We start from the raw sequence: 19,475 nt of genomic DNA on the forward strand, positions 1-19,475 counted from the left end.
TTTGTATGACATAAACCTTATTGATATCAGATAGCCAGAAGTACGAATTGCTGAATAATTTGCGCCCCTTAGAATAAAGGTCCACGAGCGTAAGACCTGCAAAAAGCGTAAGTATCTCCAGATGACACATTCCACCGAATTACAGGACAGGGAAGCAAGCCACAGGATTGTAAAAACAAGGATTATCGCCAGCACCGTACTTGTTTTAGCCCTCACAACCGCACTGGTGTGTCGGTTGTACTTCCTGCAAGTCACTCAGCATGATCTACACGTTGCGGTCGCAGAAAAAAACCGCGTGCATATGCGGCCAATCGCGTCAGCACGGGGCATCATCTATGACCGCAATAATGTCGTGCTGGCCGACAACATACCCACCTTTAACCTGACGATCACCCGCGAACGAGCAGGCGATAGCAAGTCCGTCGTCAGCCAGTTGTGCCAGGTGCTGGGTTTGAGCGTCAGTCAATGCGACAAGATAGACAGGGCCATGCACAGGAGGGGCAGAGCGTTCGAGCCAGTCGTCTTGATGACGGACCTCACCGAACAGCAGATCGCACGGGTGGCAGTGAATCAATTTCGACTGCCGGGGGTAGATGTCCAAGCGCAGTTTTCACGGGTGTACCCGTTGGCCGAACACTTTGCCCATTCGGTGGGATATGTCGGGCGCATCAATGAAAAAGAATACCGGCAACTCGATCACGCAAAATACCTGAGCACGGAACAGATCGGCAAAACCGGCATCGAGCGCTTTTATGAAAACGCCCTGCATGGCCAGATGGGTTTCGAAGAAGTAGAAACCAATGCGCAAGGCAAGGTGATCCGCGTGCTGGGCCGACACAACCCAACCTCGGGCCAGGACATCGTGCTGACGATCGATGCGTCACTGCAAGGTGCTGCCGAGCAGGCCTTGGGAGACCGGCGTGGAGCGGTGGTCGCACTGGATCCGGAAACTGGCGATGTCCTGGCCATGGTCAGTCGGCCCAGCTTCGACCCCAACCCTTTCGTCAAGGGCATCACGGCCCGGGACTATGCGGCCTTGCGAGATTCAGCCGACATGCCGCTGTTCAACCGCGTGCTACGCGGCCTCTACCCCCCGGCTTCAACCATCAAACCAATGGTGGTGGTTGCAGGGCTGGACAGTGGCGTCATCACCCCCTACCAGCGGGTATTCGACCGTGGCTATTACGAACTGCCTAATTACCGGCACAAATACCGCAACTGGAATCGGGCAGGCGAGGGGTGGGTGGATATGTACGACGCGATCATGCGCTCCAATGACACCTACTTCTACGACCTAGCCCACAGGCTGGGTATCGAGCGGTTACACAGCTACCTCACCGCGTTTGGCCTGGGGCAGCGGGTCTCGATCGACCTGTTCGAGGAAGCGCCCGGGCTGATGCCCTCCCCGGCTTGGAAACGCGCAAACCGCCGCCAGCAGTGGTACCCCGGCGAAACGCTTATCGCGGGCATCGGCCAGGGCTATGTGCAGATGACGCCCCTGCAGATGGCCCAGGCCACCAGCCTGATTGCCAGCAGAGGCATCTGGCATCGGCCGCACCTGGCGCTGTCGATTGGTGGGCAAAAACCGGCCGACCTACACCCCCTGCCCAACATCACCCTGAAAAATCCGGACACCTGGCGCGAGGTGGTAAAGGGCATGGAGATGGTCATGCACAACCCGCGCGGTGCCGGGCGCCGGGCAGCCCAGGGCGCGCCATACCGTATAGCCGGCAAGAGTGGCACGGCACAGGTCATCGCGATCAGGCAGGGCGAGCGCTACAACCGCAACAAGACCCGTGAACGCCATCGCGACAACGCACTTTTTGTCGGTTTTGCCCCCGCGCAACGTCCGGCCATCGTGGTCGCGGTGATGATCGAGAACGGAGAAGCCGGAGCCCGGGTCGCAGGGCCGGTGGTCAGGAAGGTAATGGACGCCTGGCTACTGGATGCACACGGGCAGTTGAAGCCGGAATTCGACGTCCCGAATGCCCTGCAAAACGCCTCGATACCCGAGCCGACAAAGACCGATCCACGCGTTGGAATGCTCCGACGCACCCTCACCGGTACCGAAAAACCTACTTAAGGAGCAACGAATGCGGCTTTTAAAGGCCCTGGGCTGGTGTGCCTTGGCTCTTGTCAGCGTGCTGGTGCTTGGTGCAAGCGGCACCTATCTGTACTTCAACCCACAATTGCCCGATGTAGAAAGCCTCAAGGCCGTGCAACTCCAAGAGCCTTTGCAGGTATTCAGCGCAGAAGGAAAGCTAATCGCCGAATTTGGTGAAATACGCCGTATCCCCCTGCCGTCCACACAAATCCCGGGCGACTTCCTGGCCGCCTTCATGGCTGCGGAGGATGCCAACTTCTACCATCACCGTGGCGTCGACCCCACAGGCCTGGTGCGGGCGGCCATGGAATTGATTAGCAGCGGGCACGTGCGCTCCGGCGGCAGCACGATCACCATGCAGGTGGCCAAGAATTTCTTCTTGAGCAAAGAGAAGACGTTCTCACGCAAACTGACCGAGATACTGCTGGCCTTGCGCATTGAACGCACATTGACCAAGGACGAAATCTTCAACCTCTACGTCAACAAGATCTACCTGGGCAAGCGGGCCTATGGCATCGCAGCCGCCGCACAGATCTATTATGGAAAGCCGGTATCCCAACTCACCCTGGCGCAGACCGCAATGATCGCGGGCTTGCCAAAGGCGCCCTCACGGTTCAACCCTATCAATAACCCCGCTAGGGCCAAACAACGACGCGACTGGATTCTGCGGCGAATGTACGCGCTGGGAAGCATCGATGAGGCCCGCTACCGTGCCGCGCTGGAGGCGCCCGTGACCGCGCAATATCACGCGCCTGAACCCGAGGTAAGTGCCCCCTACATCGCCGAAATGGTCAGGGCCCAAATGGTCAGCCGCTTCGGCGATGACGCCTACACGCAGGGCTTTCGCGTGGTGACGACCCTCTCCGGTACACTGCAGAAGGCTGCCAACGCTGCGTTACAGAACGGTTTGAAAACCTATGACAAGCGCCACGGCTATCGCGGCCCCGAAGGCCATCTCACCGGCAGCCTGAGCCCAGCATGGCTGGAAAGGTTGAAACGATATTCGGTACTGGGCGGCTTGGAAGCTGTGGCGGTGACGAAGGTCTTCGCCGACCGCATCACCGTAGTCGACCAGACCGGCCAGCAACATGACGTCGCCTGGCAGACGATGGCGTGGGCCCGCCCCTTCATCAACCACAGCGCACTGGGCCGCCAACCGGCACGGCCTGCAGACATCGTCAGCCCCGGAGATGTGATCCGCGTTGAGCGGGCAGGCTCCCAGCCTTTCGCTTTCAGCCAGGTGCCCGACGTTCAGGGCGCGCTGGTGTCGGTAGCGCCGGACAATGGCGCGATCAAGGCCCTTGTCGGCGGCTTCGATTTCAACCAGAGCGGTTTCAACCGCGTGGTACAGGCCAAACGACAACCGGGCTCAAGCTTCAAGCCCTTCATCTACTGTGCGGCGCTCGACAACGGCTATACGCCGGCAAGCATCGTCAACGACGCGCCTATTGTGCTGGGCAGCGACTACTCGGGGCCTGCATGGCGCCCACAGAACGAAAACCGCACCTTCCTCGGCCCCATTCGCCTGCGCGAAGCGCTATATCGTTCCAGAAACATGATTTCGATCCGCCTGCTGCAAGCCATGGGCGTCGACCCGACCATCGACTACATCACGCGTTTCGGTTTCGACGCCAACGACATGCCGCGCAACCTTTCCCTCGCCCTGGGCACAGCGTCCGTTACACCCCTGGCGGTGGTCGGCGGCTGGAGCGTGCTCGCCAACGGCGGCTACAAGGTCACGCCCTTTTTCATCGACCGAGTCGAAGACCGCTCAGGCCGGGTTGTCTTCGAGGCCGCCCCGCGTTTCGCGCCCAGCGCCCGCAACCCTGCACCCGAAGCGGTGGCAGAACAGATTGTTGACAGCCGTACGACCTACCTACTCACCAGCATGCTCCAGGATGTCATCAAGCGGGGTACCGGTCGCGCCGCTTCCGCGCTGCATCGCCCCGATATTGCGGGCAAGACGGGCACTACCAACGACGCCAAGGACTCTTGGTTCACGGGGTACAACGGCAACTATGTGACGAGTGTCTGGGCAGGTTTCGATAACCCGCAAAGCTTGGGGCGGAGAGAGTGGGGGGTGACCATCGCATTGCCTATCTGGATGGACTACATGAAGGTGGCACTTGCCGGGACAGCACCTTACTCGCAGCCTGCGCCTGATGGGGTTGTAACTCGGCTGATCAACACAGTAGACGGGACAGCGGCATCGGCGGACGGGCCGCAGACGGCTATGGAAGTATTCAAGATCGAGAGTGCGCCGGCGACGAGCACCACGCAGTATAGTGACCCATCGCTTAGCCCTACGCAGCAAACCCTGCAGGATCTATTCTGATAATGGTCGAAGAGGTCCATACGAATGCTATGGACCTCTTGTGCATGCCGCTACAGTGTACCGTCAACGGCTGAGCGTCGGTCATGAAGGTAGAAAAGTGGCCCTCACTACGCCAATCAACTTTTGTGAGAGGCAAGTAGGCTTTTCTCAGCTTTTCTGTGAAAAGCACCTCTTCACTTCACAAAATAAATGACTAGGCTTCCCATTTCACGGGGCCTGAGCAATCACCTAGCTTATGAACCTACAGCAGCTGAGGGGTCGCGCTTATCTGAAGAGGTAAAGAGCTCCTCAGTCCCAAAATTGCTGGAACAGAATGGTTCACGTTAAGTCCGCTTCTGGCCGACAGCGGTCGCTCTAGAACGTCCGCTTTTGGCCAAAAGCAGACGGCCAGGGCTGACCGCTTATGGCCGTTTTCTGTCTGTCGCGACGAACTGGAAACGACCGTAAAAACTAGCGGAGATAGAGGGAGAAATTGAGGCGGATGAGTTTGTATCAAAGCGTTGGAAACTTTGCCGTGAAGGTGGTGCCACTCTCCGGTGTTGAATTCACCGATACGAAACCGTCGTGCGCCCTGACGATCTCTCGAACGATAAAGAGTCCGAGCCCCACACTTCGCGCATCGCTACCTGTCTCTGTCCCCCGAATCATTGGCTCAAATAAAACGCCCATCAACGACTCGGGAATGGCAGCCCCCTGGTTTTGTACCGATACAAGGGTGTGATCCTGCTCGACGCATGAAGTGATCGTGATCGGCTGTTGTAAATCACCATAAGCCACACTGTTAGCCACGAGATTGCCAATAATTTGCTGCACCCGGTCCTCATCCAGACGGGCGCTGCCTGTCCCCACGCACCGATGTATCAACGTGGCTTCGGGGAACGCCATACGCAATTCATCGACGCTGGCGCCCACGAAGGCATGCAAGTCCACCGTCGAAGGACTGATCGAAATGCCTTGCCCAACTCTGGCTAGCGCCAGGTCCAGCAGGTCGGCAATCATGCGTTCAGCACGATCGGCCGACTGACTAATGTGGCCGAGCATTTTGGTTTCCCGGGCGGTGCGTTCACCTCGGGCCAAGATGTCAGAGGCCATTTTGATAGCCGTCAGCGGATTTTTGAGATCGTGGCTGACGATGGCGACCATTTGCTCTGCGAACGTGGCGCGAAGCTGGGCCTTTTCGTAGGCGCTTTTCAGCTCGGCCTGGGCCTGCCTGAGGGCCGTTTCGGCGGCGGTTTTTTCGCGCAGCAGGTTTTCGGCTGCCTTGCGTGCGTTGACCAACTCACGCTCGTACTTGTCACGATCTTTGGTGCCAAAGAGCGCCAGCTCATAAAACACACCGCTGGAGTGCTCGCGTCGGACGCCATTGAGCAACATGGTCACAATGTGTTTGTCATGGTGAACCAGATCGAGCTTTACCTCCGCGACGGAGCCTTGCATCTGCATCAGTGGCGACCAATGCGTTTGATGGAAAATGCGACCGCCCATGGTCAGTAGGTCCTGGAAACGCCGCCCGATGATCGCCTGTGCGTCCAGGCCGATCGAATGGCTGAACGTCTTGTTGCTACGAAGAATCGTGCCGTCTTCTTTCGTCACCACCAATCCGCAGGGGGCTTCATCGAATAGCGTCTGATTATCAGGCGGCCACTGATGGTCATTCGACATGTTCGCCCATCCAGGGTGACAGGAAGTTCTCCATGGCCTCCGAGCATGCACTGGGCGCGCTCATATGGGGGCAATGGCCGACGTTAGCTATCAGGCAGAGCTTGCTGTTGGGCAGCACAGCGTGCAGGTAGTCGCCAACGGCGGTGGGTGCGATCAGGTCGTCGGTGGATTGCAGGATCAGCGTGGGTGTTGCCAGCCCTGCGATGTCCTGGCGGTTGTCGGACATGAACGTCACTCGCGCGAATTGCTTGGCGATATCGGGTTCGGTGCGGCAAAAACTGTTGGTCAACTCCTCGCCCAGCGCCGGTTGCCCAGGCGCGCCCATAATCACCGGAGCCATGGTGCTGGACCAGCCCAGGTAGTTGCTGTCTAGCGTGTCGAGCAGCGAGTGGATGTCCTCCAACTTGAAACCACCCACATAGTCGTCGGTGTCGATGTAGCAGGGGGAGGGGCCGATCATTATATGGGCGGCAATGCTTCCGGGCGCCTGACGATCGGCCAGTGCACCGATCATGCTGCTGACGGAATGGCCGACAACGATCACGGGGCCGCGGGCATACTGGTCAATGATTTCATTCAGGTCCCGGGCGTAACCGTCCAGCGAGTTATATTTTTCCCGATCATAGGCTTCGATGTCCGACTGGCCCGCGCCAACCAGGTCGTACAGCACAACTGTAAAGCGATCGTTGAAGCCTTCGGCGAGATAACGCCACATCGTCTGATCACAGCCGAAACCATGAGAAAAGATCAGCGTTGAAGGACCATCGCCCATGACTTTTACATTGTTGCGATGTTGAAGGTCCATGGATGTTGCCCCGGTCGCAGCAAAGGTTTTTGGCTTCTGCGGCAGTTTAGATAGTCAAGGGGATCGCGTCACGCGGTATAGGATTATGACGCCTTGATGAGGTCGAATTTACCTCGAGCAAACGTTTTGATTCTGGCGCCCAGATGATGACGATATTTGTGCGCTTGTGGCCCGTAGCTGCCCTCAAGAAGGTGCACTGTTAGTCGAGAGCAGCCTTTCGTGACTTGCTGCTGTTGGCCGAAAGCAGCCTATCGCTACACTCCAAGCTCGTCCGTCACATCAAATCTGCAGTTGAAACTGACGGGAGGAGGGCGGTCTGAAAGGTAGGGTTGCGGAAATGGCCGAAAAGATGCGGAAACGATCCATAGTGAGACGAGCAAAATTCCCAAATGCCAGAAACGACAAAGCCCTGAATAATCAGGGCTTTGTCGTATCAAATATGGCGGAGGCGATGGGATTCGAACTCATGGACCTGTTACAGTCGACGGTTTTCAAGACCGTTGCCTTAAACCACTCGGCCACACCTCCGTTGCGTTGCGGGCGCCATAATACCTGAATGAAACACACTGTCAAACTCTGTGCATGGCTTGTTACAGAGCGTCTGTTATGATCTTTGCGACTGAACGTTTCAAACCAACAGGAGTGTCGCCATGCGCGAACAGGATTACGCAGTTCACAACAGCGTGCAGGCTGAGCAGCTAGAGGTTAGCCGCGTCCTGCGCAACACATACGGCTTGCTGGCGCTCACCCTCGCTTTCAGCGGTGTGATGGCTTTCGTGGCCCAGCAGATGCGTGTCGGCTACCCGAACATTTTCGTGGTACTGATCGGCTTCTACGGGCTGTTCTTCCTCACCAACAAACTCCGTGATTCGGCCTGGGGCCTGGTGTCTGCATTTGCGCTGACCGGTTTCATGGGTTTCCTGCTCGGCCCGATCCTCAACCGTTACCTGGGCATGCAGGGCGGCGCTGAAGTGGTCAGCTCCGCATTCGCGATGACCGCGCTGGTGTTCGGCGGTTTGTCGGCCTACGTGCTGATCACCCGCAAGGACATGAGCTTCCTCGGTGGCTTCATCACCGCCGGTTTCTTCGTCCTGCTGGGTGCGACGCTGGCGAGCATGTTCTTCCAGATCAGTGGTCTGCAACTGGCGATCAGCGCAGGTTTCGTGCTGTTCTCCTCGGTGTGCATCCTGTTCCAGACCAGCGCCATCATCCAGGGCGGCGAGCGTAACTACATCATGGCGACCATCAGCCTGTATGTATCGATCTACAACCTGTTCATCAGCTTGTTGCAGATCTTCGGCATCATGAGCCGCGACGATTGATCGCTGCTGCTGAATCAACAAGAAACCCGCCTAGGCGGGTTTTTTGTTGTCTGCGAAACAGTACAAGTGAGATCAATTGATCACGATGCTGCCATCGACCTGCTGTTTGTAGATGGTGTAGGGCAGGAGCAAGGTGTCGAGTACACCGGACGCTGCGGCATCGATCAGCACGCCGGGATTGGCATTCTTGTAGTCGAATGCATCAACGCCATCCTTCAGCTCGGCGTTCATCAGGCAAAAATCATACGTCACGCCACTGTAGATCCGTGGGACGGCGCCACAGTAGGTTTTCTCTTTCCTGAGTCGCTCTGCCGTCTTGTGATCACTGCTCACAACCGTCTGCACGGTTCCGCAGCCGGTAAGCACCATTGCCGCCAGCATCACTGCCTGAATTTTCATCACCGCCAGTCCTTCGCCGGAAAAACCTTAATCTACGCCAAACAGGCGCGAAACACACTCATGCCATTGGCGGTAACCGGCGTTTGACCGGAGTTTTCTTGACGATCGCGGTGTTGGTTTCGGCCAGCGTATTGAGCCGGTCGAGCAGGGTGTCCAGTTGCTCCATCGAACGCACGTGCAGACGGGCGATGAAGCAGTCTTCGCCCGTGACCTTGTCGCACTCGGTGAACTCCGGGATCGACAGGATCTGCCGCTCCACTTCCTGCAATTGCCCAGGCAGCGGTCGTACCCGGACGATGGCCTGCAATTGATAACCGAAGCATTTGGGATCGATCTCGACGGTGTAGCCCTTGAGCACGCCACGTTCCTCCAATCGGCGCAGGCGTTCGGCCACGCTTGGCGACGACAGGCCGCTGATCTGCGCCAACGCCTTGAGCGAGCGGCGCGAGTCTTCCATCAAGGCGCTGATGAGGATCTGGTCGATGTCGTCGGTCATAAGGCAACTCCGCACTTAGGCATTTGAAGGAAACCACCCGCGATAAAAAAGGCAGAAACCGAGTTTAGCCTGCTTTTTGCGCTGGAGAGGCGCGATGTCGGCTTGGCATACTTTTGCCACGCTTTCGTCAAATGCCAAGGGAGATCGATGATGGACAACACAATCCGGCGCGGCTCGTTCGAAATGACCGCTGCCATGCTGATTTCCGGAACCATTGGCTGGTTCGTGCTGGTGTCCGGGCAACCGGTGCTGGACGTGGTGTTCTGGCGCTGCGTATTCGGCTCCGGCACCTTGCTGCTGATCTGCGCCGCGTTCGGCTTCTTGCGTCCAGGCATCCTGACCCGTAGCACGTTCCTGTTGGCGGTGTTCAGCGGCGTTGCGATTGTCGGCAACTGGGTGTTGTTGTTCGGCTCGTATTCGCGGGCCTCGATTGCCATCGGCACGGCGGTCTACAACGTGCAGCCGTTCATGCTGGTGGGCCTGGCCGCGCTGTTCCTCGGCGAAAAAATCACCGCGCAGAAACTGTTCTGGCTGGCGATTTCCTTTCTCGGCATGTTGGCGATCGTCAGCGCCCATGGCGGGCAGGGTGAGAGCGGTGGCGACTATCTGCTGGGGATTGCGCTGGCGCTGGGGGCGGCGCTGCTCTACGCGATAGCGGCGCTGATCATCAAGCGTCTGACGGGCACGCCGCCGCATCTGATCGCGCTGATTCAGGTCTGCACCGGGGTGCTGCTGCTCGCGCCGTTCGCGCATTTCAACGGCCTGCCGCAAACCACTGGCGCGTGGGCCAGCCTGGTGACGTTGGGCATCGTCCACACCGGCCTGATGTATGTGCTGCTGTACGGCGCAATCCAGAAACTGCCGACGGCCCTGACCGGTGCGCTGTCCTCCATCTACCCGATTGCGGCGATTTTCGTCGACTGGTTCGCCTTCGGCCATCGCCTGCAGCCTCTGCAATGGCTCGGTGTGGCGGCGATTCTGCTGGCCGCCGCCGGCATGCAGCAGGGCTGGGGCCTGAAGCGTCGCCCGCTGGTTACCCAGTAGCGTTCAGATATTCCAGCGCGGCGCGGTTTTTGCCAGACGCTGGCGCAGTTCACCGATGTTGGCCGCCAGTTGTCGGGTCAGCAAACGGTAACCGTCCAACGCGCTGTAGACCGGCGTGTCGAGGCTGGCGTCGGGCAGTTCAAGCGGGCGCTCCAGACGTTGCGCCGCACCGGATTTCAAGGCGCGCGCCATGCCGATCAGTTGCACCCGGATCAAGCGGTGCTCGGCCCGCAGCGCCGATTGCAGATGGGCCATGGCGTCGGGATCGTTGGCATCCGGTCGGGTGTTGCCAAGGATTTCCAGGGTGCTGACGCACATGCGCAGGTTGCTTTGAATCGCATCCAGTTCGGTCATGGAAATCTTCACTTCCTTGGACACCGAAGGCATCAGCGAACGCAGTTGCACCATGACCGAGGTCACCCGGCCCATCAGCTTCAGGTGGTCATCGGCGCTGACCGGTTGGCCACTGATGATTCGCCCGTACAACGTGGCGCAGTCGCGCAAGGCATCGGCCAGGTTGTAGCGCCACGAATACACCGCGTACAGCGGCAGGGCGAAGGAAAACGCCAGGGCCAGGGCAATACCGATCAGGATATCGACCCCGCGCCACAAGCCGTCGGTAATCGGGTTGTCGCCATGCCCGGCGACAATGAATACGGTGATTGCCGAGAGCAGGGCGGTGTAACCGCCCTTGCCAATCGCGTGATAGGAGAAAAACCCGCACACCACCGCCATGGCAAAGTACGTCAGCCACGGCAGGCCCAGCCACGCCTGTTGCGCCACCAGCACCAGACCGACGCCGGCACCGATCAGCGTGCCAGTGGCGCGTTCGGCGGCTTTCTTGCCGATGTTGCCGTGGTGTTGCAGGCCGCCGATCACCACCAGCATGGTCACCGAGGCCCACTCGCCGTGGGGCAGGTTGATGCCGGTGGTCAGCAGGATGGTCGCCAGCAATCCCAGTGCCACCCGCACCGCATGGATCAGTCGGGCGTGCTGGTAACGGCGATACGGGTCCAGCAACGGACGCAGGATTCGCCGCAACAGCGGTGGCAGTCGTTGGGTGCTGAATGTACTCAGTGCGATGTCCTCGTCAGAAAATGTAGTCGGTGGTCAGAAAGCTTGAATCGCGGCCGCGAATAATCTCGCTGATCAGATCCTTGTTGCTGTCCTGGAACTTGGTCGCCACCAGCGTGCGGATCGAAAACACCCGCAAGGCATCGTGTACCGACAACGTGCCCTCGGCGGAGTTCTTGCGCCCGTTGAACGGGTAAGTGTCCGGCCCGCGCTGGCACTGGGCGTTGAGGTTGATCCGCCCGACCTGATTAGCGAATGTATCGACCAGTCGACCGATCGCCACCGGGTTGGTGCCGAACAGACTCAACTGCTGACCGAAATCCGATTCCAGCACGTAATCGATCACCGTATCGAGATGACGGTACGGCACGATCGGCACCACCGGACCGAACTGCTCCTCGTTGTACACGCGCATCTGTGGCGTCACCGGGTACAGCACGGCCGGGTAAAAGAACGACTCCCGGCTCTCGCCGCCATTCGGGTTGACCACTTTTGCGCCCTTGCTCTGCGCGTCGGCCACCAGACCGTGCAGGTAATCGACCTTGCCCGATTCCGGCAGCGGCGTCAGTGACACACCACTGTCCCACGGCATGCCCGGTTTCAGCGTGGCCAGTTTGGCGTTGAATTTCTCGATAAAGCTGTCGACCACATCTTCATGCACGAAGAGGATTTTCAGTGCCGTGCAGCGCTGGCCGTTGAACGACAGCGAACCGGTCACCGCTTCATTTACCGCATTGTCCAGATCGACTTCCGGCAGCACGATCCCGGGGTTCTTCGCGTCCAGGCCCAGTGCCGCGCGCAGACGGTGCGGTTTGGGGTGCAGTTTCTTCAGGTCGCTGGCGGCCTTGTTGGTGCCGATGAAGGCGAAGATGTCGATCTTGCCGCTGGCCATCAGCGCACTGACGGTCTCGCGGCCGCTGCCGTAGATCACGTTGATCACACCGGTGGGGAAGCTGTCACGGAATGCTTCGAGCAGCGGACGGATCAGCAGCACGCCAAGCTTGGCCGGTTTGAACACCACGGTGTTGCCCATGATCAGTGCCGGAATCAGCGTGGTGAAGGTTTCGTTCAACGGATAGTTGTAAGGACCCATGCACAGCGCCACGCCGAGCGGTACGCGGCGGATCTGGCCGAGAGTGTCCTGTTCCAGTTCGAATCGGCTGGAGCGGCGGTCGAGTTCTTTCAGGGCATTGATGGTGTCGACGATGTAGTCGCAGGTGCGGTCGAACTCTTTTTCCGAGTCCTTGAGGTTCTTGCCAATCTCCCACATCAGCAGCTTCACCACTGCATCGCGCTGTTGGCGCATGCGCCCCAGGAAAGCTTCGACGTGCTGGATACGTTCGGCCACGCGCATGGTCGGCCACAGGCCCTGACCACGGTCGTATGCCCGTACAGCGGCGTCGAGAGCGGTGAGGGCGGTGTCGGCGTCGAGCAGCGGCGTGCTGCCGAGGATCACCTGTTCGTCGCCATTTTCGCCATGCAGATAGACCGGGCTGCGCACTTGGGCGAGCGGGCCGTCCCAGCGCCGCAGTTGGCCATCAACTAAGTATTCGCGTTGCTCGACCTGACCGTCCAGACGGTATTTTTCCGGGATGTCGCTGACAGAAGGGAACAGATTGCCAAGGATGTTTGCTGTGGTCATGTCGCTACCCCGTGTTGATGTCCGCATACCAATCAAAAAGTCTTTACAGGTTATACGCCTGAATACGCCGAAATTTAAACCCGCCAATGTCACGCGAATGTCACGCAAGGCGCAGAACAGAGCTCTAAGAGGCACGCGACATCTATCGTGGGCGTGGCGGTGTGCTCGCGAGTGCGCTAGGTCATTCAATGCAGTTGTTGACTGGAAGCCTCTTCGCGAGCAAGCCCGCTCCCACAGTGTCAATCGCGGTGAACACACGTTTTGCATGCGCCACCGATCCAGTGTGCGAGCGGCTGGCCCACGAAGCCCCCTTCGTTGTCCTGCAATGCCCTCAACCCGCTGACGTCGCTGCCTTAAGGTGTGATCACAACAATAAGCGGCACTCACGCGAGGATTGTTATGCGGGCCATCCGACTCTCTTTATTGCTGGCACTGGCCATGGCGCTGCCCGGTTGCGGCGAAGAGCCCAAACCCCCGGCCACCCACAACGCTGCCATTCCCCAGGACCCGGCGCTGGCGCAGATCTACACCAACAGCTGCCAGCTGTGCCACGCCAACCCAGCGGCCAACGCGCCGCTCACCGGTGATCGCAAAGCCTGGGCGCCACGCATTCAGCAAGGTGTCGACACGCTGCTTGACCATGCGATAAATGGCTACAACGGCATGCCGCCGATGGGCCAGTGCGTCGAGTGCACCGAAGAACAATTCCTGCAACTGATCGGCTTCATGGCCGACCAGCCCCTCCCACAATAAGAGCGCGCGCATGACCATGGATCTGACCCGGCGTCAGTTGTTGCAACGGGCAAGTATCGTCGGTGCGTTCAGTGCGCTGGCGGCCAACCCCGCACTGGGGCAGTTGATGCGCGCCCCGCGATTGATCCCCTGGCGTAACTGGTCGGGCGGGCAGAGTTGCCTGCCGGCAGCGCGGCTGGCACCGAAAAATCTCGATGAATTGACCTCGGCGATTCGCCAGGCTCAGGGCAAGATCCGTCCGGTCGGCTCGGCGCATTCGTTCAGTGCGCTGGTGCCCACCGACGGTACGCTGTTGTCGCTGAGTTACTTCACCGGCCTGCTGGATCACGACCCGAAAACCCTGCAGGCCGAATTTGCCGCGGGTACGCCGATGTCGCGCATGGGCCTGCCGTTGAAGGACATCGGGCAGGCATTGCAGAACATGGCCGACATCGATTACCAGACCCTCGCCGGGGCGATTGCCACTTCGACCCATGGCACCGGCAAAACCTTTCAGTCGTACTCGGCGCATGTCTGCGGCATGCAGTTGGTGACGGCCAGTGGCGACGTGCTGGACTGCGACAGCCAACGCCATCCTGAGGTGTTCAATGCTGCGCGGGTGTCGCTTGGCGCATTGGGTGTGGCGACGAAAATCCGCCTGCAAAACCGTCCGGCCTATCGCCTGCGCGAACGTCAGTGGATCGCCAAGACCGAAGAATTGCTGGAAGACCTCGACAAGAACACCCGCGAGAACCAGCACTGGGAAATGCTCGTGGTCACCCATTCCGACTACGCGTTGTCCATCGCCCTCAACGAAACCAGCGACCCGGCCACGCCGCCGATTCCACCTGAAGAGGAGGGTGGTAACGAGTTCGTGACCCTGATCGAGAAGATCGACAAGTACGGCAGCGACTTCCCCGACCTGCGTCGCACGCTGCTCAACAGTCTGCGCCATCTGGCGAATTTCGATGATCGGGTGGGCGACTCGTTCGACATCTACGCCAACGTGCGCACCGTGCGTTTCAACGAGATGGAATACTCGGTGCCTGCTGAGCACGGCCCGGCCTGCCTGCGTGAAATCCTCAAGCTGATCCAGGACAAGGACCTGCGTACCTGGTTTCCCATCGAGTACCGCTACGTCAAGGCCGACGACATTGCGCTGAGCATGTTCGAGGGGCGCGACAGCTGTTCGATCTCGGTGCACCAGCATTACCAGATGGATCATCACAACTTCTTTGCGGCGGTCGAGCCGATCTTCTGGAAGTACAACGGCCGCCCGCACTGGGGCAAGTTGCATACGCTCAATGCGCGAACCTTGCAGCCGTTGTACCCGCGCTGGCGCGAGTTCGTCGAGGTGCGTCAAGCGCTTGATCCGAGCGGAAGGTTTCTCAACGCACATCTGTCGTCGATTCTGGGGGTGAGCTGATGGCGGTCAACCGACGCAATTTTCTGCTCGGCACGCTGGGTGTCGGCGCTTTGCTGGTGGGTGTGGGGGCCTCGCTGCGACCGGGTGATCGTGGCGGGCCGTACAGCGAGTATTACCGCGCGCTGAATAAAGAGTTGAAGGACAACGGCCCGATGCGCCCGGTGTTGCTGATAGATCTGGATCGCCTGGACCACAACATCGAGGTGGTGATGCAGTCGGTCAGACGCGGCGGCAAGCAACTGCGGCTGGTGGAAAAATCCCTGCCATCACCGGGCCTCTTGAACTACATCGCGCAACGGGCCGGAACGCAAAAACTCATGTCCTTTCACCAGCCGTTTCTCAACCACGATGCGGTCACATTTCCCCAGTCCGACATCCTGCTCGGCAAGCCGTTGCCGGTGCGTTCGGCCGAGCTGTTCTATCAAATCCACAAAGGCCCGTTCGATCCTTCCAGACAACTGCAATGGCTGCTGGACGGGCCGGAACGCTTGCAGCAATACCTCGCGTTGGCACAGGGGCTGGGCACACGGATGCGCATCAACATCGAACTGGATGTCGGCTTGCATCGTGGCGGGGTCAGTGATGTGAAGGTGTTGGGGCAGATGCTCACGCTGATCAGTGCCAATGCACAGCATCTGCAGTTCGCCGGGTTCATGGGCTACGACCCGTTCGTGGGCATGGGCGTGCCGGGGATTCTCGGCTCGCCTGAAGAGCTGTTCGCCAAGGTGATGGTGATTTACCAGCGTTGTGTGGACTTCACCCGCCAGCAGTTTCCGGCGTTGTGGAATGACCACCTGTGCCTGAACACCGCTGGCAGTCCGAGCTACCGCATCCACGAAAACGAGAAACTGAGCACCGAGGTTTCGGTGGGCACGGCGATGCTCAAACCGACGCATTACGACCTGCCGTCGCTGGTCGAACATGAGCCCGCGGTTTACATCGCCACGCCAGTATTGAAAAGCACCGGTGCGGTGAACATCCCGGCGCTCGACGATAAATCCAGGCTGTTCTCATGGTGGGACACCAACCAGCGCCAGACTTTCTTCATTTACGGCGGCAACTGGATGGCCGAGTTCGAATCGCCGCCCGGATTAAAAAGCAACAGTGTCTACGGCCGCAGTTCGAATCAGGAGATGGTCAATGGCTCCAGTGCTGTTGGCCTGACCATAGAAGACCAGGTCTTCCTGCGCCCGACTCAGACTGAAGCGGTGCTCCTGCAATTCGGTGATTTGCTGGCGGTGCGTGGCGGCAGGATCGTCGATAGCTGGTCTGTTTATTCCTGAGTTAAGGGTTGTTGATTGTTGTCGGATGGTGATTTTAGTGTTTTGTCTACTGTCAAGTTTGACAGTAGACACTCTTTTTCTCGCGGTTTATTACTAAAGCCTGACGACGTTCTTCTTTGTGAACTGGACGATCAGTCAGTCGACTTTTTTGAAACTTGATAAAGTGAGAAATTAATCATGAGCACGACAGGTACATTTGAAGTAGTAGCGGATTCTCCTTTTGGGGCGCTTAAACCCTCTGAAATTGAGTTGTCTCCTTCTGAGGGGGCCTACAAGGTGAGAGTGCGTGAGAAAATTGGCAACGCCGGAAGGGGGTGGACAAACATGGAGCTGACGTTTCCAAAATTCGATAAGTTCGCAGTGTTTGATGCCGACAAGTTGTCTTCAGTGAGATTTTCGAGTTTGTCGGATTCTTACTTGGTGAATTATTTGCCGTTGTCGGGGAAGCTGACTGTTTGGTACGCAAGAGGTGGGGCAATTAACGGGGTGTTTACTTTTGAAATGGGACAGAATGAAGAACAAGGTTATCCTCATAGAATAACGGTTACTGGATTGTTTTCTCTCATTAACGAATGATTGTTTTATTCGCGAAAAAGTATAAGGGCGAGGCAGGTTGGCTCGCGAATTGAGCTGATCACGCAAAAGATCAAAAGATCGCAGCCTTCGGCAACTCCTACAGAGATCAAGTATCCCTCTAGGAGTTGCCGAAGGCTGCGATCTTTTGCTTTTGGCTCCTCCCCTGTAATGAAGCTTTTATGACAAAAGTTCGGTAGCACATAGCCAGTCCGGTCATGCCTATGTAACGCGCTTGAGGGGCCCAACAGGGCGCTTTTCACAAGCCGAGGCGGGACGCCGGGAGTGAGGCAATGGGGACTATGGAACGCTACTCGAAAGTGGGCATGCAGGAGCTTGATCAGCGCCTGTCGAAGATCGTCGAAGCGGCGCGCAAGAAGCCGGTTTCGGTGTATCGCTACGGTGCGCCGTGGGTCTGGATCGTGTCGCAGGATGATTGGCAGGGCGCCTTGAAAGAGGTCTCCAGCTACATTCCGCCGGGCCATTCGCTGGTGTTGCTGCGCCCGCAGATCGACGACATGCTCGATGCCCACCAAGGCCTTCTGCACGACCTCAATGCCGAGCCCGGCATGCTGATCCCCGCGCAAACGGTCATGCACATCCTGCTCCTGCAGCTGCTGTATTCGGTGCCCAGCGAGCAGCAACTGTATGAACAACTCAATTACAACCTGCTGTTCCGCTGGTTCGTCGGCCTCGGCCTGAACCAGAAAGTCTGGAGCTTCAACGTCCTCAGTCGCGACATCGCCACACTGCTCAATGAGCCCCGTGCGGTGCTGCTCATTCAAAAAATAATCGGTGAAGTGTTCTGCGGGGCCTTGCTGCAAATGCCCGAGTTCTCCTTGAACTTCGCGCTGCTGCACACCTGGCTCGGCAAGCACAGCGGTGCCTCGCACGTCAGCAATTAGCCGCACCAGCCATTGACGCAACACACAGGGCGCGCAACTGCGCCAACAGGTCATCGCGAATTCAGGGGGTAGTGTGGATCAGATTTTCACGTCACGGCTGGCGCTGTGGGGCTGGCTGCTGGTGACGGCCGGCGCGCAGCCGGCGTTCGCCGATGAGGCCGAAAACACAGCGGCGCAGCGTCTGGTGGACGTCAACGAATACTTCGTGCGCGGCAACACCGTGCTCGACGCGCGGGCGATCGAAGAAGCGGTCTACCCGTTCCTCGGCCCGCAAAAGGCTTTGAGCGACATCGAGGGCGCGCGGGATGCCTTGCAGAAGGCCTACCAGGAGCGCGGCTACCAATCGGTGTTCGTCGAACTGCCGGAGCAAGCGGTGGCGGACGGCATCGTCTACCTGCAAGTCAGCGAAACCAAGGTTGGCCGGGTGCGCGTGGTCGGCGCCAAACACTATTCGCCACTGGACATTCGCGACAACGTGCCGGCGCTGAAAGAAGGCGAGGTGCCGGACTTCGCCAAGGTCCAGGGCGAGCTGGCGCAACTGAACAAGACCCCGGGCCGTCAGGTCATGCCGCTGGTGCGTGAAGGTCAGCGCCCCGGCACCATGGACGTGGATTTGCAGGTCGAAGACCAGAACCCGTGGAGCGCCAGTGTCGGCCTCAACAACGACTACAGCGCCGACACCGAAAAACTGCGCGCTGTGACCAGCCTCGGCTACAACAACCTCTGGCAGCTTGGTCACAGCATCAACCTGACGTACTTCACCGCGCCGCAGGACACCGACAACGCCAAGGTCTGGTCGGGGTCCTACACCGCGCCACTGACCGATCGCTGGAGCGTGCAGTTTTCTGGTTACCAGTCCGACAGTAACGTCGCCACCATCGGCGGCAGCAACGTGTTGGGCAAGGGCCATTCCTACGGCGTGTCGGCGATCTACACGCTGCCGTCCAGCGGCAGTTGGTCGAACTCGCTGTCGGCGGGCATCGACTTCAAGAACTTCGACGAGCGCCTGACCCTGTCCGGCGAGAGCGACAAGGTGCCGCTCAAATACGCGCCGTTCACCTTCGCTTACAACGGCTTTCGCTACACCGAAAAGAGCCAGCTGGGCCTCGGTCTGAGCCTGGTGGTGGCCACGCGCAGCCTTTTCGGCTACGGCAGCTCCGACGAAGATTTCGACTACAAGCGCTACCGCGCCAAGCCGAGTTTCGCCGTGCTCAAAGGCGACAGCAACTTCACCTGGACCTTCGACAACGATTGGCAGAGCGCGAGCAAAGGCGCGTTCCAGTTGGCGTCGGGGCCACTGGTTTCCAACGAACAATTCTCCGCCGGCGGCGCGACCTCGGTGCGCGGCTACCTGGCGGCTGAGCGCACCGCTGATGACGGCGTGCTGCTGAGCCAGGAGCTGCGCACACCGTCGCTCGCCAAGTACGCCGGCAACTGGATGCAGGAATGGCGTTTCTACGCCTTTGCCGAAGGCGCGCAACTGTATCTGCGCGACGAACTGCCGGACCAGGACGCCAGTTACGCCCTGGCCAGCGTCGGCCTGGGCACCCGCGCCAGCCTCAGCAAATGGCTGTCCGGCAGCCTCGACTGGGGCTATCCGCTACTCGAAGGGCCGAACACCTCGAAACAGGAATCGCGCCTGCACTTCAACCTTCAAGCCACTTTCTAAAGGA

The 19,475-nt window shown here is 58.9% G+C and carries 16 protein-coding genes and 1 tRNA gene; 10 read left to right on the forward strand and 7 right to left on the reverse strand.

The window, feature by feature from the left end:
• Nucleotides 1-121: 121 nt before the first annotated feature.
• Both mrdA and AC1UK9_RS13135 read left to right on the forward strand, forming a co-directional pair.
• Nucleotides 122-2,083, forward strand: coding sequence for a penicillin-binding protein 2 (gene mrdA, locus AC1UK9_RS13130; protein ID WP_482580323.1), 1,962 nt, complete (start codon nucleotides 122-124; stop codon nucleotides 2,081-2,083).
• A gap of 10 nt (nucleotides 2,084-2,093) precedes the next feature.
• Nucleotides 2,094-4,439 carry a penicillin-binding protein 1A gene (locus AC1UK9_RS13135; protein WP_482580324.1) on the forward strand — a complete coding sequence of 782 codons (2,346 nt, stop codon included), beginning with the start codon at nucleotides 2,094-2,096 and terminating at the stop codon, nucleotides 4,437-4,439.
• A 492-nt stretch (nucleotides 4,440-4,931) separates the two neighbouring features.
• Here the strand turns inward: AC1UK9_RS13135 and AC1UK9_RS13140 are convergent, their stop codons facing one another.
• From AC1UK9_RS13140 to AC1UK9_RS13150, 3 genes are all read right to left on the reverse strand, one after another.
• A complete protein-coding gene (locus AC1UK9_RS13140; protein ID WP_482580325.1) occupies nucleotides 4,932-6,101 on the reverse strand; it encodes a PAS domain-containing sensor histidine kinase in 1,170 nt (389 codons plus the stop codon).
• Nucleotides 6,091-6,906 (reverse strand): alpha/beta fold hydrolase, encoded by an 816-nt coding sequence (locus tag AC1UK9_RS13145; RefSeq protein WP_482580326.1) that lies wholly within the window; start codon nucleotides 6,904-6,906, stop codon nucleotides 6,091-6,093. Before AC1UK9_RS13145 ends, AC1UK9_RS13140 begins: the two co-directional genes overlap by 11 nt.
• Before the next feature lie 440 nt (nucleotides 6,907-7,346).
• Nucleotides 7,347-7,434: transfer RNA gene (locus tag AC1UK9_RS13150), tRNA-Ser, on the reverse strand.
• 122 nt (nucleotides 7,435-7,556) lie between these two features.
• Here AC1UK9_RS13150 and AC1UK9_RS13155 point away from each other — a divergent pair.
• The gene (locus AC1UK9_RS13155; RefSeq protein WP_025110060.1) at nucleotides 7,557-8,228 is read left to right on the forward strand and encodes a Bax inhibitor-1/YccA family protein; all 672 of its coding nucleotides are present in this window, start codon (nucleotides 7,557-7,559) and stop codon (nucleotides 8,226-8,228) included.
• 72 nt (nucleotides 8,229-8,300) lie between these two features.
• On the opposite strand, the gene AC1UK9_RS13160 is transcribed toward AC1UK9_RS13155, so the two are convergent.
• Both AC1UK9_RS13160 and AC1UK9_RS13165 read right to left on the reverse strand, forming a co-directional pair.
• Nucleotides 8,301-8,627, reverse strand: coding sequence for a YceK/YidQ family lipoprotein (locus tag AC1UK9_RS13160; protein ID WP_025110059.1), 327 nt, complete (start codon nucleotides 8,625-8,627; stop codon nucleotides 8,301-8,303).
• A gap of 58 nt (nucleotides 8,628-8,685) precedes the next feature.
• Nucleotides 8,686-9,123: an Lrp/AsnC family transcriptional regulator gene (locus tag AC1UK9_RS13165; RefSeq protein ID WP_007915449.1), complete on the reverse strand. Its 438-nt coding sequence runs from the start codon at nucleotides 9,121-9,123 to the stop codon at nucleotides 8,686-8,688.
• Between the two features lie 150 nt (nucleotides 9,124-9,273).
• Between AC1UK9_RS13165 and AC1UK9_RS13170 the strand changes: the two genes are divergently transcribed.
• A complete protein-coding gene (locus tag AC1UK9_RS13170; RefSeq protein WP_482580328.1) occupies nucleotides 9,274-10,167 on the forward strand; it encodes a DMT family transporter in 894 nt (297 codons plus the stop codon).
• A 3-nt stretch (nucleotides 10,168-10,170) separates the two neighbouring features.
• Here the strand turns inward: AC1UK9_RS13170 and AC1UK9_RS13175 are convergent, their stop codons facing one another.
• Both AC1UK9_RS13175 and AC1UK9_RS13180 read right to left on the reverse strand, forming a co-directional pair.
• Nucleotides 10,171-11,211 (reverse strand): FUSC family protein, encoded by a 1,041-nt coding sequence (locus tag AC1UK9_RS13175; RefSeq protein ID WP_482580473.1) that lies wholly within the window; start codon nucleotides 11,209-11,211, stop codon nucleotides 10,171-10,173.
• A gap of 46 nt (nucleotides 11,212-11,257) precedes the next feature.
• Nucleotides 11,258-12,883, reverse strand: coding sequence for an NADP-dependent glyceraldehyde-3-phosphate dehydrogenase (locus tag AC1UK9_RS13180; RefSeq protein WP_025110056.1), 1,626 nt, complete (start codon nucleotides 12,881-12,883; stop codon nucleotides 11,258-11,260).
• Between the two features lie 399 nt (nucleotides 12,884-13,282).
• Between AC1UK9_RS13180 and AC1UK9_RS13185 the strand changes: the two genes are divergently transcribed.
• The 6 genes from AC1UK9_RS13185 (at nucleotide 13,283) to AC1UK9_RS13210 (ending at nucleotide 19,471) form a co-directional block, all read left to right on the forward strand.
• Nucleotides 13,283-13,636: a c-type cytochrome gene (locus AC1UK9_RS13185; RefSeq protein WP_482580330.1), complete on the forward strand. Its 354-nt coding sequence runs from the start codon at nucleotides 13,283-13,285 to the stop codon at nucleotides 13,634-13,636.
• Between the two features lie 76 nt (nucleotides 13,637-13,712).
• Nucleotides 13,713-15,041 carry a D-arabinono-1,4-lactone oxidase gene (locus AC1UK9_RS13190; protein WP_482580474.1) on the forward strand — a complete coding sequence of 443 codons (1,329 nt, stop codon included), beginning with the start codon at nucleotides 13,713-13,715 and terminating at the stop codon, nucleotides 15,039-15,041.
• A 74-nt stretch (nucleotides 15,042-15,115) separates the two neighbouring features.
• Nucleotides 15,116-16,324, forward strand: coding sequence for a DSD1 family PLP-dependent enzyme (locus tag AC1UK9_RS13195; protein WP_482580476.1), 1,209 nt, complete (start codon nucleotides 15,116-15,118; stop codon nucleotides 16,322-16,324).
• Nucleotides 16,325-16,501: 177 nt separating this feature from the next.
• A complete protein-coding gene (locus AC1UK9_RS13200) occupies nucleotides 16,502-16,900 on the forward strand; it encodes a hypothetical protein (RefSeq protein WP_473015598.1) in 399 nt (132 codons plus the stop codon).
• 290 nt (nucleotides 16,901-17,190) lie between these two features.
• Nucleotides 17,191-17,802, forward strand: a complete 612-nt coding sequence (locus AC1UK9_RS13205) for a transposase (RefSeq protein ID WP_025110051.1) — start codon at nucleotides 17,191-17,193, stop codon at nucleotides 17,800-17,802.
• A gap of 73 nt (nucleotides 17,803-17,875) precedes the next feature.
• Nucleotides 17,876-19,471: a ShlB/FhaC/HecB family hemolysin secretion/activation protein gene (locus AC1UK9_RS13210; protein WP_482580332.1), complete on the forward strand. Its 1,596-nt coding sequence runs from the start codon at nucleotides 17,876-17,878 to the stop codon at nucleotides 19,469-19,471.
• Nucleotides 19,472-19,475: the final 4 nt, after the last annotated feature.

The sequence above is a fragment of the Pseudomonas sp. AK-TSAG1-1 genome (assembly GCF_056821665.1).

Bases quoted from the DNA above. Each gene is read 5' to 3' on its own strand.
- mrdA (WP_482580323.1), top strand. From the start codon at position 122: ATGACACATTCCACCGAATTACAGGACAGGGAAGCAAGCCACAGGATT.
- AC1UK9_RS13135 (WP_482580324.1), top strand. From the start codon at position 2,094: ATGCGGCTTTTAAAGGCCCTGGGCTGGTGTGCCTTGGCTCTTGTCAGC.
- AC1UK9_RS13140 (WP_482580325.1), bottom strand. From the start codon at position 6,101: ATGTCGAATGACCATCAGTGGCCGCCTGATAATCAGACGCTATTCGAT.
- AC1UK9_RS13145 (WP_482580326.1), bottom strand. From the start codon at position 6,906: ATGGACCTTCAACATCGCAACAATGTAAAAGTCATGGGCGATGGTCCT.
- AC1UK9_RS13155 (WP_025110060.1), top strand. From the start codon at position 7,557: ATGCGCGAACAGGATTACGCAGTTCACAACAGCGTGCAGGCTGAGCAG.
- AC1UK9_RS13160 (WP_025110059.1), bottom strand. From the start codon at position 8,627: ATGAAAATTCAGGCAGTGATGCTGGCGGCAATGGTGCTTACCGGCTGC.
- AC1UK9_RS13165 (WP_007915449.1), bottom strand. From the start codon at position 9,123: ATGACCGACGACATCGACCAGATCCTCATCAGCGCCTTGATGGAAGAC.
- AC1UK9_RS13170 (WP_482580328.1), top strand. From the start codon at position 9,274: ATGGACAACACAATCCGGCGCGGCTCGTTCGAAATGACCGCTGCCATG.
- AC1UK9_RS13180 (WP_025110056.1), bottom strand. From the start codon at position 12,883: ATGACCACAGCAAACATCCTTGGCAATCTGTTCCCTTCTGTCAGCGAC.
- AC1UK9_RS13185 (WP_482580330.1), top strand. From the start codon at position 13,283: ATGCGGGCCATCCGACTCTCTTTATTGCTGGCACTGGCCATGGCGCTG.
- AC1UK9_RS13200 (WP_473015598.1), top strand. From the start codon at position 16,502: ATGAGCACGACAGGTACATTTGAAGTAGTAGCGGATTCTCCTTTTGGG.
- AC1UK9_RS13205 (WP_025110051.1), top strand. From the start codon at position 17,191: ATGGGGACTATGGAACGCTACTCGAAAGTGGGCATGCAGGAGCTTGAT.